15 protein-coding genes and 1 pseudogene are annotated in these 14,645 nt (G+C 60.1%); 4 read left to right on the top strand and 12 right to left on the bottom strand.

Annotated features, from left to right (window positions below; all coding sequences use genetic code 11):
- Positions 1 to 2: 2 nt before the first annotated feature.
- On the bottom strand, positions 3 to 1,706 hold the full coding sequence (locus ACKTSJ_RS02710) for a GspE/PulE family protein (RefSeq protein ID WP_407897147.1): 1,704 nt from the start codon (positions 1,704 to 1,706) through the stop codon (positions 3 to 5).
- Between the two features lie 105 nt (positions 1,707 to 1,811).
- Here ACKTSJ_RS02710 and trmL point away from each other — a divergent pair, with 105 nt between their 5' ends.
- On the top strand, positions 1,812 to 2,276 hold the full coding sequence (gene trmL, locus ACKTSJ_RS02705; RefSeq protein WP_407897145.1) for a tRNA (uridine(34)/cytosine(34)/5-carboxymethylaminomethyluridine(34)-2'-O)-methyltransferase TrmL: 465 nt from the start codon (positions 1,812 to 1,814) through the stop codon (positions 2,274 to 2,276).
- A 55-nt stretch (positions 2,277 to 2,331) separates the two neighbouring features.
- On the opposite strand, the gene ACKTSJ_RS02700 is transcribed toward trmL, so the two are convergent.
- From ACKTSJ_RS02700 to ACKTSJ_RS02660, 9 genes are read right to left on the bottom strand one after another with little or no spacing between them, the layout of a single operon-like run.
- Entirely contained in the window at positions 2,332 to 3,435 is a 1,104-nt protein-coding gene (locus ACKTSJ_RS02700; RefSeq protein WP_407897143.1) for an NAD(P)H-dependent glycerol-3-phosphate dehydrogenase, read from the bottom strand.
- A 3-nt stretch (positions 3,436 to 3,438) separates the two neighbouring features.
- Positions 3,439 to 3,858, bottom strand: a complete 420-nt coding sequence (locus tag ACKTSJ_RS02695; RefSeq protein ID WP_407897141.1) for an SH3 domain-containing protein — start codon at positions 3,856 to 3,858, stop codon at positions 3,439 to 3,441.
- An 11-nt stretch (positions 3,859 to 3,869) separates the two neighbouring features.
- The gene (gene secB, locus ACKTSJ_RS02690; RefSeq protein WP_407897139.1) at positions 3,870 to 4,355 is read right to left on the bottom strand and encodes a protein-export chaperone SecB; all 486 of its coding nucleotides are present in this window, start codon (positions 4,353 to 4,355) and stop codon (positions 3,870 to 3,872) included.
- A 15-nt stretch (positions 4,356 to 4,370) separates the two neighbouring features.
- A complete protein-coding gene (grxC, locus tag ACKTSJ_RS02685) occupies positions 4,371 to 4,628 on the bottom strand; it encodes a glutaredoxin 3 (RefSeq protein WP_407897137.1) in 258 nt (85 codons plus the stop codon).
- 9 nt (positions 4,629 to 4,637) lie between these two features.
- Entirely contained in the window at positions 4,638 to 5,066 is a 429-nt protein-coding gene (locus ACKTSJ_RS02680) for a rhodanese-like domain-containing protein (protein WP_407897135.1), read from the bottom strand.
- A complete protein-coding gene (locus tag ACKTSJ_RS02675; RefSeq protein ID WP_407897133.1) occupies positions 5,029 to 6,819 on the bottom strand; it encodes a Wzy polymerase domain-containing protein in 1,791 nt (596 codons plus the stop codon). Before ACKTSJ_RS02675 ends, ACKTSJ_RS02680 begins: the two co-directional genes overlap by 38 nt.
- On the bottom strand, positions 6,813 to 7,022 hold the full coding sequence (locus tag ACKTSJ_RS02670) for a DUF2892 domain-containing protein (protein ID WP_407897131.1): 210 nt from the start codon (positions 7,020 to 7,022) through the stop codon (positions 6,813 to 6,815). The genes ACKTSJ_RS02675 and ACKTSJ_RS02670 overlap by 7 nt, the downstream gene beginning before the upstream one ends.
- Before the next feature lie 29 nt (positions 7,023 to 7,051).
- Positions 7,052 to 10,252 carry an efflux RND transporter permease subunit gene (locus ACKTSJ_RS02665; RefSeq protein ID WP_407897129.1) on the bottom strand — a complete coding sequence of 1,067 codons (3,201 nt, stop codon included), beginning with the start codon at positions 10,250 to 10,252 and terminating at the stop codon, positions 7,052 to 7,054.
- The gene (locus ACKTSJ_RS02660) at positions 10,252 to 11,277 is read right to left on the bottom strand and encodes an efflux RND transporter periplasmic adaptor subunit (RefSeq protein WP_407897127.1); all 1,026 of its coding nucleotides are present in this window, start codon (positions 11,275 to 11,277) and stop codon (positions 10,252 to 10,254) included. Before ACKTSJ_RS02660 ends, ACKTSJ_RS02665 begins: the two co-directional genes overlap by 1 nt.
- Positions 11,278 to 11,439: 162 nt before the next feature.
- On the opposite strand from ACKTSJ_RS02660, the pseudogene ACKTSJ_RS02655 reads away from it, so the two are divergent.
- Positions 11,440 to 11,913 (top strand): annotated as a pseudogene (locus ACKTSJ_RS02655) (transposase); the annotation flags it as partial.
- A gap of 230 nt (positions 11,914 to 12,143) precedes the next feature.
- Positions 12,144 to 12,917, top strand: coding sequence for a DNA methyltransferase (locus tag ACKTSJ_RS02650; RefSeq protein WP_407897125.1), 774 nt, complete (start codon positions 12,144 to 12,146; stop codon positions 12,915 to 12,917).
- On the opposite strand, the gene ACKTSJ_RS02645 is transcribed toward ACKTSJ_RS02650, so the two are convergent.
- Positions 12,914 to 13,591: a hypothetical protein gene (locus tag ACKTSJ_RS02645; RefSeq protein ID WP_407897123.1), complete on the bottom strand. Its 678-nt coding sequence runs from the start codon at positions 13,589 to 13,591 to the stop codon at positions 12,914 to 12,916. The genes ACKTSJ_RS02650 and ACKTSJ_RS02645 overlap by 4 nt on opposite strands.
- Entirely contained in the window at positions 13,566 to 13,823 is a 258-nt protein-coding gene (locus ACKTSJ_RS02640) for a helix-turn-helix domain-containing protein (protein WP_407897121.1), read from the bottom strand. Before ACKTSJ_RS02640 ends, ACKTSJ_RS02645 begins: the two co-directional genes overlap by 26 nt.
- A 147-nt stretch (positions 13,824 to 13,970) precedes the next feature.
- On the opposite strand from ACKTSJ_RS02640, the gene ACKTSJ_RS02635 reads away from it, so the two are divergent.
- Positions 13,971 to 14,645 (top strand): transposase (locus ACKTSJ_RS02635; RefSeq protein WP_407897119.1); only part of this gene is annotated, 675 nt, incomplete at its 3' end.

The raw sequence follows: 14,645 nt of genomic DNA, 5'->3' as shown, positions 1-14,645 counted from the left end.
GCTTAATCCTCAACCTGGTTGCTGATGCGCATCACTTCGGCAATGCTGGTGTGGCCTTGTTTCATTTCGGCCAGCGCTGCGTCGAGCAGCGTGCGCCCCTTCAAGTAAGCGCGGGCGGTCTGGATGAATTGGGTGTTGCCCTCGTGCACGGCGGCATCCACCAGGTCCTGGGTCATCTCCAGCATCTCATAGACACCCATGCGGCCGTGGTAACCGGTGCCGTTGCAGTGCGAGCAGCCGCGGCCGTGCACCAGCTCGCCCCACTCGCCGCGCGTCACGCCCTCCGCTTCCAGCCATTCGGTTTCCTGCGGCGTCGGCTGATGGGGTTCGCGGCAGCTTTCGCACACGCGGCGCAACAGGCGCTGCGCCAGCACGACCTGCACCGAAGAGGCCACCATGTATTTGGGCGCCCCCATATCGACCAGGCGGAACAGGGTGCCGGCGGAATCGCGGGTGTGCAGGGTGGAGAACACCAGGTGGCCGGTCATCGCCGCGCGCATGCCGATCTGCGCCGTTTCGGCATCGCGCATTTCGCCCACCAGGATCACGTCCGGGTCTTGGCGCAAGGCGGCGCGCAACACCGTGGAGAAACTCAATTCGATCTTTTCGTTGACCTGCACCTGGTTGATGCCGGGCAGGCGGTATTCCACCGGGTCTTCCACGGTGATGATTTTCTGGTCGATGGTGTTGATCTCGGACAGGCCGGCGTACAGGGTCGTGGTCTTGCCCGAACCGGTGGGGCCGGTGACCAGCACCATGCCGTTGCTGCGCTGAATGATCTCGCGGAAACGCTTGAGCATGTCCGGCGGCATGCCGAGCTTGTCCAGGGTAAGAAAGCTGCCGCTCTGGTTGAGCAAGCGCATCACCACCGACTCGCCGTACTGCGTGGGCATGGTGGAGATACGCACGTCGATCGCCTGTTCGCGCACGCGGATATTGAAACGACCGTCCTGCGGCAGGCGTTTTTCCGAGATGTCGAGGCCTGACATCAGCTTGAGGCGCAGGGCGATGGCGCTGGCGATCTTGCTGTCCGCTTCGGTTTGCAGGTGCAGGGCACCGTCGATGCGAAAGCGGATATGCAACCGGGTTTCCTGCGGCTCGATATGCACGTCGGAGGCGCCGATTTGCACCGCATCCTCGAACATGGTCTGCAACAGCTTGACCACCGGCGCCTCTTCGGTGCCCACCGTGTCGGTCAGCGCGCCGAAGTCGATGTAGCCTTCGCCCAGGTCTTCCGAAACCTCGCGCGCCAGCCCGCTGATCTCGTCGGTGCGGCGATAGACGCGGTCGATGGTTTCCAGCAACTGCCCTTCGGTGACCACCGCCACGTCGATGTCGCGCTTGAGGATGCGCGAAATTTCATCGAAGGCGAACAGGTCGGTCGGGTCGGTCATGCCGATCAGGATGGCGCCGTTGCGGTCTTCCAGCGCCAGTGCGCGGAAACGGCGCGCCTGGTTTTCCGGCAGGCGGCGCACGATCTCGAGGTTGGGGTTGTAATACTTGAGATTGATGTAGGGGATGTTGAGCTGCTTGGCCAGCGTTTCGGAGATCTGGTCTTCGCTGATGAGCCCGTTATCGACCAGCACGCGCCCCAGTTTGCGCCCGCTGCGTTTTTGTTGTTCCAGCACGAACTGCAACTGTTCGAGCGAGATGAGTTTTTGCTGCACCAGCAAGTCGCCGAGGCGAATTTTTTCCGGACGCGCCATAATCCCCCCTGAAGATTTTTTACCGACGCCCACGAGCGCCTTAGCGATGGGAGCGGAAGTTAGCCGTTTTCCCTATATCTGACAAGACCTTTCCTGACTTTTCACATGTTCGATGTCATTCTTTTCCAGCCCGAGATTCCGCCCAACACGGGCAATGTCATCCGTCTGTGCGCGAACACCGGCGCGCATCTGCACCTGATCCGCCCGCTCGGTTTCGACCTGGACGACAGACAGTTGCGCCGCGCCGGACTGGACTACCACGAATATGCCGCAGTGCAAGTGCACGATGACCTGCAACAATGTCTCAATGTCCTCGGCCACCCACGCATATTTGCGCTGACCACCAAAGGCGCACAACCGTTCTTTGAGATGACTTTCAAGGCGGGAGACGCATTTCTGTTCGGCCCGGAGAGTCGCGGCCTGCCGGCAGACGTTCTCGATTCGTTGCCCCCAGCCCACCGCGTGCGCCTGCCGATGCGCCCCGACAATCGCAGCCTGAACCTGTCCAATGCGGTCGCGGTGACCGTGTTCGAAGCCTGGCGGCAGTGCGGGTTTGCCGGGAGCGTGTAGGTCGGGCTTCAGCCCCGTTGTGGGTCGAACTGTAGGTCCGACCCACAAAAGCCGGTCAATCGCTGGAAAATTCATCGCCCGGTGCGCGGCTCAATAACAGATCGACCGCTTTATCGGCATCCAGCGCCTCATACAACACGCGATAGACCGCCGCACAGATGGGCATATCGACCTGATGCCGTTGGGCGACGGCTTGCACTTCGCGCGCGGTATAGACGCCTTCGGCCACATGCCCCAGTTCCTTGAGGATGTTGGGCAGCGATTGATGGCGCGCCAGCAGCATGCCGACCTGGCGATTGCGTGACAGGTCGCCGGTGCAGGTCAGGATGAGGTCGCCCACGCCGGACAATCCGCTCAGCGTCTCCACACGCCCGCCGAGTTTCAGACCCAGCCGCGACATTTCGACCAGGCCGCGCGTGAGCAGCGCCGCGCGCGCGTTCATCCCCATCTGCATGCCGTCGCTGATGCCGGCGGCAATCGCCAGCACGTTCTTGATCGCGCCGCCGATCTCGACCCCGACCACATCGGTGCTGGAGTAGATACGCAGGCGGGAATGGTGCAGGGACTGCGCCATTTTCCGGGCAAAATCGGGATCGGCCGCAGCGAGGGTCAGCGCAGTGGGCAGCCCGCGCGCAACTTCCTGCGCAAAGCTGGGGCCGCTCAACGCCCCGCAGGGAAATGCGTCCGGCAGCATCTCGCGCACGATCTGATGCGGCAACAGCGCGGTGCCGGTTTCGAATCCCTTGCACAGCCAGATCACGCCGGGGAATTCAACATTGCCTTTCCCGTTTGCCCCGTCTCCCGCTTGCGGCGGAACGCGGGATAGGGCGGATTCAGGCGGGAGAGGATTGAGGCGCGGTGCGGCGGGTGAACCAGCCTTGTAAAAATCACCGATCTGCCGCAAGGTGGAACGCAAACCGGACACCGGCACCGCCACGATCAACAATTCGGCGGCGGCAAGCGCCCCCTCCAGATCGGCGGTGACCGACAAACTCGCGGGAAAAGTCACATCGGGAAGATAGCGCCGGTTGCGCCCGGCCTCCCGCATGGCCGCCACCTGCGCCGCATCGCGCGCCCACAGGGTCACGGCGTGCCGGCCCGCAAGGCTGATCGCCAGCGCCGTGCCCCATGCCCCTGCTCCAAGCACCCCAATGTTCATCGTTTATTCGCCCCAGACATCGCTGTTTTTGATGAAGCCGACCGAGCCATCACGATGCCGCACCTTGACCCAACTCCCGACATTGCCCAACCATTCCAGCCCCACCTGGCGCTCTGCCCTGAATGCCAGTGAAGCGCTGCTGCTCCAGCTCTCGCGCACGATGGCCTCGCGCGCGGTGACCACGACATAGCGCTTGCTGCTCAGGTTGCGTTTCTCGATCCAGAAAACCTTGCCGGTTGCGTCACGCGCCTTGACCCAGCCTTCCAGCTCGACCAGTTTTTCCAGCGGCAAATAGCGCGTGGCGACATACAGCTTTTTGGCCTTGAGCGAATTGGCGTCGTACAGGATCGCCGGCGTGGCGACCGAAACATATTCCGCTGCAGACAACGCCTGGCTGGCCAGCAGCAAACTCAATGCTGTCACCCATCTCCGCATCAGTGTTTGACTTCGGCAGCTCCGGCCTGCGCCTGCGCCTGTTCTTTTTGCTGCTGGTAAATCGCATCGAAGTTGATCGGATTGAGCAGCACCGGGGCAAAGCCGCCGCGCACCGCCAGGTCCGACACCACTTCGCGCAGATACGGATAAAGGATATTGGGACAGAGCACGGCCAGCACGGTTTCCAGCTCCTGCGGCGGCATGTTGCGCACCTGGAAAATGCCGGCCTGCTTGGCTTCGATCAGGAACATCACCTGGTCTTTTTCGGGCAGCTTGGCCGTCACCGTGACGGTGACTTCGACCTCGAACACGCCCTCTTCCACCGCGGCGGCTTTGGTCTGCAACTGCAGATCGATGTGCGGATTTTCGCGCTGCAGAAAGATCGCCGGCGCGCCGGGGATCTCCAGCGACAGGTCTTTCACGTACAGTTTCTCGATATTGAACAGCGGTGCGGCCTGTTCCTGGGGTGCGGCAGTTTCGGTCATTTTCGTTTCCTTGGGTTAGGGGTTCAAGAGCGGCAGCAGTCCGCCCGCCTGATCGAGTTCGACCATGTCATCGAAACCGCCGATATGGCGATCGCCGATAAAAATTTGCGGCACGGTGCGGCGCCGGCTGCGTTGTTCCATGATGACCCGCTGCTCCGGGTCGAGATCGACGCGGATCTTCTCGATTTCGGTCACCCCACGGCGCAGCAGCAGCCGTTCGGCATTGATGCAGCACGGGCAGACGGCGGTGCAATACATCACGATTCTGGGCACGGCGCGCTCCTATCTTTCCAGCGGCAGATTGGCTTTCTGCCATGCCAGCACGCCGCCGCTCAACAAATACGTCTCCGTGAAACCCTGCTTGACCAGCCACGACGTGATCGGTGCGGCACGTGCGCCGTTGCGGCAGACCACGACGATGGGGCGGGTGCGGAATTTTTCCAGCTCGCCGACGCGCTCCTTCAACTGCGGCGCCGGAATCAGGCGGCTGTTGATGATGTGACCGTTGTCGTATTCGCCTTGTTCGCGCACGTCGAGCACCAGCGCGTTGTTGCGGTTGATGAGTTGCATGGCGCGCACGGTGTCGGTTTCCTTGATGCCGAGGATGCGGTTGCCGAAATAGCTCCAGAACAGCATATAGCCGCTGATGAGCGTGATCGACAGGGTGAACAGGTTATCGAGCAGGAACTGCTGCACTTCGGTACTCCTCATATTTCCGGGAGGCGAATTCTAACAGAGGCTGGAAGCGCCCGGGCTGCTGCGTAGCCAGTTGCGCCAGTTCCGCGCGCGCGCGCGGGTATTCGGCGGGATAGGCCCAGATGGATCGTTCCACTTGCGCGCGCGCCGCCGGCGCGCGGTCGGACCAGGCCAGCAACCAGGCCTGATGGTAGCTCAGCGTGGCAGTGGGGATGAAGCGCAGGGCGTGTTCGTTCAAGGCGAGCTTTTGCGCCAGCTTGTCCTCGCTCGGTTCCATCATGCCGGCGATGAACAGTTGCGCATAGGAACCGAACAGCGGGTAATCCAAGCTCGCCAGCAGTTCGTCATGCGCCCGCGTCGCCGCCGCGACCCCCGAGGCGCCGGCATTGCGGACACTCAACGCGGCTTCCAGATGGCGGTAACTTTGCCGCCCCTGCCACAAGGACACGGCGCCCAGCACAAGAATCGCGGCCACCGCGAGTCGGCCCACGCCGCGCAATTCCAACTTGTGACTGATGCCGTCATATGCGCCGAGAAGGAAGGCGGCGATGCCGATGAAGTAGGCATACCACAGGGGATATTCGAGCAGGCTGTGGATGGCGAGCACGGCCAGCAGGGCATAGCCCCACCAGTGTTCAAGGGTGAACTGCGCGCGCCGCACGAATGCTTGCCACGCCCACAGCCCCAGCGTAACAAAGAGCACGCCGAGCCCGGCCAGCCCGGTTTCAGCCGCCAGTTGCAGCACGATGTTGTGCGCGTTGTTGTAGAGGCCGGTAACGGCGGGATTGCGCAGCTCCGCCGCGAGTTGCAGATGCTGGTAAGCGAATTGGCCAAACCCCGCGCCAAACAGGGGGAACTGGGCAAAGATCAGCCCGGCCTCGCGCCACAGATGGAGGCGGATGCTGCCGCTGGCGGCTTCGCCGATCAATCGCTCGGCGGCGGTGACGCTGCCGCTGCCGCCCTGCAGCCAGGGCAGTTGCACCAGCCCGTGCATCAGCAGATAACCTAGCCACAGCGCGGTGGCAAAGCCGAGCAATGGCTGCAGCGCACGGTCGCGGCGCTGCCACAGCCAGGCCAGCAGCAGGATGACGCTGAGATAGAGCCAGGCACTGCGCGAGCCCGACAGCACCAGGACGAACAGCATCGGTGTCGCCAGCAGCGCGGTCAGCCCAGCGTGCCAGCGGTAGCGTTGCTGCAACAAGCCGAGCGAAATGAGGCCGAGCGCGATGTAGTTGGCGTAGTGGTTGGGCTGCGCGAGGTTGCCGAACACCGCCGCCGCGACCTTGCCGGTGATGAAACCGTCGAGAAGCGTGTGCCAGCGATAGTACTGCAGGATGCCGGCCAGGGTATTCAGTTCGGCGCCGGCCAGCAAAAAGACGGCCAGCGCCGCGCTGACGGCCGGCAAGCCCAGTTCCGCCCGCAGGTGCTGTCCCAGCATCATCAGCAGCGCGGCAAACAGGAAATACAGGGAGAGCAGCAGGACCTGGTCGAAATGTTCGACCAGCCCCCCGATGAATTGCAGCAACAGCAACAGCATCAGTCCGATCGGCAGCAACACGATGCCCGGCACTTGCGGCGCCTGCCAGAACCGGGTTGTCAGCAGCAGGGGCAGCGCCAGCACGCCCAGCAGCGCGGTCGCCCACTCCTGATAGAAAGTGGTAACGGGATACGCGTGGTAGGGATACAGAAAAGGCAATACCCACATCAGGCCGACCAGCGCCAGACTGATGCGGGCGATACCCGTCCGCGCAGGTGCCGGGTTTAGCAACTGCCCTTGACGCCGAAGCGGGCCAGGATGTTATTTAGCGGGCAGATCCGGGTGAAGCCGCTCTGGAACAGGTTCAGGCCGACAAAGGCGGTGAGCAACAGAAAATATTCGCTCACGAACAGGGGACTGGCCGTTGCTCCCAGCGCCAACGACAACACAATGAAAAAACCGGCGACGATACGGACGATGCGTTCTGCGTTCATGCTTGGCGGCTCCTGGAAATTCAGTGGGGTTACTGGAATTTCTTGTAAATCGACGCGTAATACAACACCGGAATCACCACCAGCGTCAACAGGGTGGAGACCAGGATACCAAAGATCAGCGACAGCGCGAGGCCGTTGAAGATCGGATCGTCGAGGATGAACAATGCGCCCAGCATCGCCGCCAGCGCGGTCAGGATGATCGGTTTGGCGCGTGCGGCGGCCGCGTTGATCACCGCAGGTTGTACCTCAACGCCCTCCCGCAATTGCAGATTGACGAAGTCCACCAGCAGGATGGAGTTGCGCACGATGATGCCGGCCAGCGCAATCATGCCGATCATCGAGGTCGCGGTGAACGGTGCGCCGAACAAGGCATGCCCCGGCATCACGCCGATGAGGGTGAGCGGAATCGGCGCCATGATGACCAGCGGCACGACATAGCTTTTGAACTGCGCCACCACCAGCAGATAGATCAGCATCAGCCCGACTGCGTAGGCGATACCCATGTCGCGGAAGGTTTCGAAGGTGACCTGCCATTCGCCATCCCACTTCAGGGCGTAGCTGGCATAGGGGTCGGCGGGCTGCCTGAAGAACCAGGATTGCAGCACGCCGCCCTGCTCCAGCGCCATGTTTTCAGTCTTTCTGTTGATGTCGAACATGCCGTACAGCGGGCTGTCCAGCTCGCCCGCCATGTCGCCCAGCACGTACACCACCGGCAGCAGGTCCTTGTGATGGATCGGCTGGTCGCGCTGCGCCCGCACCACTTGCACCAGTTCGGACAGCGGCACCAGTGCCCCGTCGCGGGCGCGCACCTTGAGTTTCAGCACTTCGTCGATGCGGCTGCGTTTCTGCTCCGGCAACACCATGCGCAACGGCGGCGCATATTTGGCTCCTTCCGCGTGCAGCGAGGTTACATCCTCGCCCGCCAGTGCTACGCTGATGGTTTGCGCGATGTCCTGCGTCGCCACACCGAGAATGGCGGCCTTGCTTTGCAGTACGCGCAGCGTCAGTTTGGGGGCGCTTTCGGTCACCGTGTCGTCGATGCCGACGATGTCGGATGTCTGCGCAAACTGCTCGCGCACCTTACCCGCAACCTGGCGCGCGCCGGCGTAGTCCGGCCCGTAAATTTCAGCCACCAGCGGTGACAGCACGGGCGGCCCCGGCGGCACTTCCACCACTTTGACCTTGGCATTCCAGCGGGCGGCAATCGCCTCGATCGGCTCGCGCAGCGCACGGGCGATCTCGTGGCTGCTGCGGTCACGACGATGCTTGTCCTGCAGATTGACCTGGATGTCACCCTGCTCCGACGCCTCGCGCAAATAATACTGGCGCACCAGACCGTTGAAATTGATCGGCGACGCTGTTCCCGCATAGGCCTGATAATCGGTGACTTCCGCAACGGTCGCCAGATAAGCGCCGATCTCGCGCATCGCGCCGGCCGTCTGTTCCAGCGCAGTGCCGCTGGGCATGTCCACCACCACCTGGAATTCAGACTTGTTGTCGAAGGGCAGCATCTTCAGCACAACCCGCTGCACGCCCACCAGCGATACGGACAGCAGCAGGGCAACCAGAATACCCAGCCACAACTTGCGCCGTGCCAGCTTGCCGTCCCGCCCATTCAGGAACGGGCCCAGGCGGTTGCGGAAAAATCGGGTGCTACGGGTCTCACCCTCCTCTTTCGCCACAGTGTGATGCGCAGCTGAAAACCGGTATGCCAGCCAGGGCGTGATGACGAAAGCGACCGCCAGCGAAATCAGCATGCCCATGCTGGCGTTGATCGGGATTGGGCTCATGTACGGCCCCATCAGGCCACTCACGAACGCCATCGGCAGCAGTGCGGCGATGACAGTCAACGTGGCGAGTATGGTCGGGCTGCCGACCTCATCCACCGCTGAAGGGATCGTCTCGGACAGCGGCTGATGCGGCGCCAGTTCACGTCGGCGATGGATGTTCTCGACCACCACGATCGCATCATCGACCAGGATGCCGATGGAGAAGATCAGGGCGAACAACGACACGCGATTGAGGGTAAAACCGTAGGCCCAGGAGGCGAACAGCGTCATCGCCAGGGTCAGCAACACCGCCACGCCGACGATGAATGACTCGCGCCGGCCGAGCGCAAACCAGACCAGTGCAACCACCGCAAAAGTGGCGAAAAAAAGCTTCTGGATCAGCTTCATCGCCTTGTCGTTGGCGGTCTCGCCGTAATTGCGCGTCACGGTGACGTGCACATCATCCGGAATCACGCGACCTTGCAACTCCTCTGCCCGTTGTTGCACCGCGCGCGCCACCCGGACCGCGTTTTCACCGGGTTTTTTGGTGATGGCGACGGTCACTGCGGCAAATTCGCCCTGTACCCCAATCCCCTTGTCCTGTCCCGCCGCGCCGACACCGAGCCAGACATAGTTCTCGGGCAGATCGGCTTCGTCCCGCACCTCGGCCACATCGTGCAGGAACACCGGCTTGCCGGCGGATACGCCCACCACCAGTTGCCGCACTTCCGCCGCATCGGTCAGAAAATTGTTGGTTTGCACCAGCACTTCGCGGTTGTGCTGCACCAGATAGCCGGCACTCTGCGACACGTTGGCCGCCTGCAACGCGCCCCGCACCTCCTGTAGCGAAAGTTGGTAGGCATTCAAAGCCTCCGGGTCGAGCAGGATGCGCACCGCACGCCGACTCGCCCCCAGCGTGCTCACTTCGCGCGTGCCGGGCACCCGCTTCAATTCGGTCTCGATCGCATGCGCCACCTGGGTCAGCGCCAATCCACCGCCCACCGCTTGTTCGCGCCACAGGGTCAGTGCCAGGATCGGGACATCGTCGATGCCGTGCGCCTTGATCAGCGGCGGCTGCACCCCCAGGGTCGGCGGCAGCCAGTCCGCATGCGAGTTGATGACGTCGTACAGTTTGACCAGCGACGGAATGTGCTGCTCGCCCACCTTGAACTGAATGGTCAGAATCGACTTGCCGGGTTGCGACACCGAATACACGTGGTCGATGCCGGCGATCTGCGACAACACCTGTTCCGCCGGGGTGGACACCGTGCGCGCCACGTCTTCGGCCGAAGCGCCGGGATAGGCGATCAGCACGTTGGCCATGGTCACGTTGATCTGCGGTTCCTCCTCGCGCGGCGTCACCAGCACCGCAAATGTGCCCAGCAGCACGGCAATCAGCGCCAGCAGCGGCGTCATCTGAGAATGCAGGAAGATGCGCGCGATGCGCCCGGAGAGACCCATTATTTCTTGATCACCATGCCCGCCTGCACCGCATCCAGCGCGATACGCTCGCCGTCTTGCAGTCCCGCCAACACTTCAATTTCTCCATCCTCGGTGCCCGCCCCGAGACGCACCTGGCGCAGACGTGGCATGCCCTGTTCATCCACCACATACACCGCCACCACTTCATGGCGGCGCACCACGGCACTGGCCGGGATCAACAGCTTGTTTTCCTTGCCCACGACGAAATGGGTGCGCACGAACATGCCGGGGTAGAGATTGGGCTGATTCGCCGGCAGGCCGATGCGCACCGGCGTGCTGTGCGTGCGCAGGTCGGCGGAAGGCTGCACGGTGACCGAAGCGGCCTTGATCCAGCGATTCAGGGAAGGCACTTCCACCGTCACTTCCGGGTGCGCGCCGATGTCTTGCAGGCGGTCCTGCGGCACATTGGCGATGACGCGCAACTGCGACGGATCGAAACCGGTCATCAGTGGCTTGCCCACCGTCACCATCTCGCCCAGCTCGACATGGCGCGCCGCCACCACGCCACCATAGGGCGCGACGACGGCGGTATAGCTTTGCGCCAGCGCCGACTGCTGCGCGCCCGCCGCGCTTGCCTGGGCCTGCGCCTGCGCCATTTCAAAATCAGAGCGGGCCTTATCCAGCGCGGCCTGGCTGATGAATTTCTGCGCAAAGAGTTGTTGCGCGCGCGCGTAGTTCAAACGGGCGTTGTCCAATGCCGCCTGCGCCTGCGCCAATTGCGCGTTGCTGCCCGCCGCCATTTGGTTCGCTTCGCGCTCGTCGATGCGCACAATGATCTGCCCCGCACTAACCCGGTCTCCGACATCAAAATAAATCGACTTGACGCGGCCGGATATCTGCGCCGACACCGTCGATTGGCGCGCCGCCTCGACCACGCCATCGATACTGTAGCGCTGGTCAATTTCACGCGCTTGCACCTGGGCCGTGCGCAAAGGCTGCGCGCTGACGCCATTCGCCAGCGTCAGCATCAGCAACGAAAAAAACGCGATTCCAGATGTGTGCATGACTGCATCCTGCTGCAAAATAGTCTATTAGGATATTCTAATACACTTTGAATGGCAAGGATTGAGTCCTTAAACTGCTGTAAATAGATTGGTTGGCAGCCACCGCTTCGATTCGGTAAATTAACGTTAACGAGACGATCAACAACCGAAGGAGAAGAAGCGATGGCTGGATATGAGATTAGCGTAGGTTCGGAATTGTTGCCAGGTCTTTTGAACGGGCAGGACGGGCTGGCGAAGCTGGTGGAGACGGTGCTCAACCAAGTGCTGGAAGCGCAGGTGGCGGAAACGCTGGGAGCGGGTCGGCACGAGCGCACGGACGATCGGCAAGGCTACCGCAACGGCTACCGGGCGCGCACGCTCTACACGCGGGTCGGGCCGGTGACCCTGCGGGTGCCGCAGACGCGGGACGGCAGTTTCTCGACCGACATCTTCAAGCGCTACCAGCGCAGCGAACAGGCGTTCGTGCTGGCCTTGATGGAAATGGTGGTGAACGGGGTATCCACACGCAAAGTGTCCGCGATCACGGAAGCGTTGTGTGGTGCCAACTTCTCCAAATCAACGGTCAGCGCGTTATGTGCAGGACTTGAGCCTCGGGTGCGCACCTTCAACGAGCGGCAGCTGGAAGGCGGGTACCCAAGAGGAAGCCAGCCAAGACCACTGCACCAGTACAGGACTTGTCTCATATCTTCATGCTCAGAGCTTTTGCACAGTCTTTGGAAGATCGGGCTACAGCTATGTTGAGCTTGGCAGAGAACTTGAAAACCTATGCCAATAGAAAAGAGATGATGGAAAGCTTTGCAGAGAAGTTCCCTCCGAAGTCCAAACCTGGGGTTCACAAAAATCCCAAAATAGGATAAAGTCCTTACATGAACACAATCACAGAGCAAATCTCTTTCTTGAAAGAGGAAGCAGAAACCAATAGCCCCAAGAGCCCCAAGAGCCAAAAAAGGACTCAAGGAGGCATTGCCACGTCCAATGTGATGATGTCTGCATTTGTCTCTGGGAATGCAGAGGTGTTTCCGCAGATTCTTGATTTGCATGTTCCAGATGGAGCCAAGATTGCAGACGTCACTTATGGCACTGGCGTCTTCTGGAAAAATGTTGATCTCAGCCGTTATGAGCTTCTGCCGTCAGATATAGCAACTGGCATTGATTGCCGAGCACTGCCATACGAAAACGAAAGCCTTGATGCCATTGTGATTGATCCTCCCTATATGGAGGGACTTCTGAGAAACAAGAAGGATCACAAGGCTGGTGCTGGCTCTCATTCAGCTTTCAGGGAATACTATTCCAATGGGGACGAAGTAAATCATGACGGCCCCAAGTGGCATGGTGCGGTCACTGATCTGTATTACAAGGCAGGTGCAGAAGCAATCCGAGTCCTGAAAGACAAGGGAATTGCCATTGTTAAGTGTCAAGACGAAGTATCAGCCAATCGTCAATGGCTAACTCATGTTGAAATTATCAACCACTACGAAGGACTTGGCTTTTACACCAAAGACCTGTTTGTAGTGGTTCGTCAGAACAAAGCTGTCATTGCACGATTGAAGAAGCAGGTTCATGCACGGAAGAACCACAGCTATTTTCTTGTTTTCGTGAAGGTTCCCAAAGGAAAAAAGCGATCTCAAATGAGGGGTTAAGATTTTGGAGCTTTGACAACATCCACGGTCTTGACTTCAATCGCTTCTTCACCAACCACCTTGGGTCGAGGCTGCTCCTTCTCCTGAATTAACTCATCCAGAATCTTGAATGGGTCATCGCTAAAAGGAGGTTGCGGTGGCCACGTGACAGGAACCAAAGAAGCTATTAGCTGCCGTCTTTGTTCCTCAGTGTATTTTTTGAACGATGACGTGGGTAGGTCTTTATTCTTTGCAAAAGAAAATCGCCACTGCTCACCAAAGGCAAAGCAGTTCACCGCCAACAGATCAAATTCGCCACGGAGCAGCAGAGTAGTATTCAACTCTGTTCCGTCAGCAAATTTGACTATTCGGCGATCACTGCCATCAACTTGAGACTTGCCAGCCCAAGAATCATCGCCCAAGTCCTTGCACATATTTGTTTGCAAGCTCTTGACTTCAACAATGAATTCATGACCCTTGTATCTAATGCGACGATCACCCTTCTTGGTTCTGTCGTGGTCATCGTCCTTTGACGACTCAGTGATTTCAGGGTGATTCAAGAACTGGTCATGAAACTTCTTCTCAGCAATGTAGCCAAGATTCATGCCCCGCAAGCTTGGATTCTGGTCTATTAGCTCAGTAAATTCCTGCTCAGAGATTTCCCATCTCTCAAGGATAGATTTCTTCTTGGTCATCGGTATCAAGCCTTTTTAGGATAGAAATAGGCTTGACACAGAGAGCTTTACAGACATCCAGGAACTCAACAACGTCAAGCCGCCGCTCACCGCTTTCATATTTCGAAACATACGATTGCGGTTTGCCAATGCGAGACGCGACCTCCTGCTGGGTCAGGTTGTTCTTCTGGCGGGCTTCTATCAGTGCCCCTTGGAAGTGCTCATACCTTGTGTCTCTCGCCATGCTGACCATTGTCTATCCTCTTTTGGAATATCCCAAAACAGGATGATGCAACTGATTGAGCCCTTAAACTGCTGTAAATAGATTGGTGGGCAGCCACCGCTTCGATTCGGTAAATTAACGTTAACGAGACGATTAACAACCGAAGGAGAAGAAGCGATGGCTGGATATGAGATTAGCGTAGGTTCGGAATTGTTGCCAGGTCTTTTGAACGGGCAGGACGGGCTGGCGAAGCTGGTGGAGACGGTGCTCAACCAAGTGCTGGAAGCGCAGGTGGCGGAAACGCTGGGAGCGGGTCGGCACGAGCGCACGGACGATCGGCAAGGCTACCGCAACGGCTACCGGGCGCGCACGCTCTACACGCGGGTCGGGCCGGTGACGCTGCGGGTGCCGCAGACGCGGGACGGCAGTTTCTCGACCGACATCTTCAAGCGCTACCAGCGCAGCGAACAGGCGTTCGTGCTGGCCTTGATGGAAATGGTGGTGAACGGGGTATCCACACGCAAAGTGTCCGCGATCACGGAAGCGTTGTGTGGTGCCAACTTCTCCAAATCAACGGTCAGCGCGTTATGTGCAGGACTTGAGCCTCGGGTGCGCGCCTTCAACGAGCGGCGGCTGGAAGGCGGGTATCCGTTCGTGTTGGTGGACGCGCTGTTCATCAAGAGCCGCGAAGAAGGCGAAGAAGATCGCGTGGTTTCCCGTGCAGTGCTGATCGTATCCGGCATCCGGTCGGACGGTTACCGCGAAATACTCGGGGTGAAGATGGGCGATACCGAGAGCTTCGCCATTTGGGAAGAGACCTTCCGCTGGCTCAAGGGGCGAGGGCTCAAAGGC

Origin of the sequence: Ferrigenium sp. UT5 (assembly GCF_045866295.1) — a bacterium.
In the GTDB taxonomy this organism is placed as follows: Bacteria; Pseudomonadota; Gammaproteobacteria; order Burkholderiales; family Gallionellaceae; genus Sideroxyarcus.
Note: the sequence above shows the minus strand (reverse complement) of the source record. Positions and strands in the feature narration are given on the sequence as shown.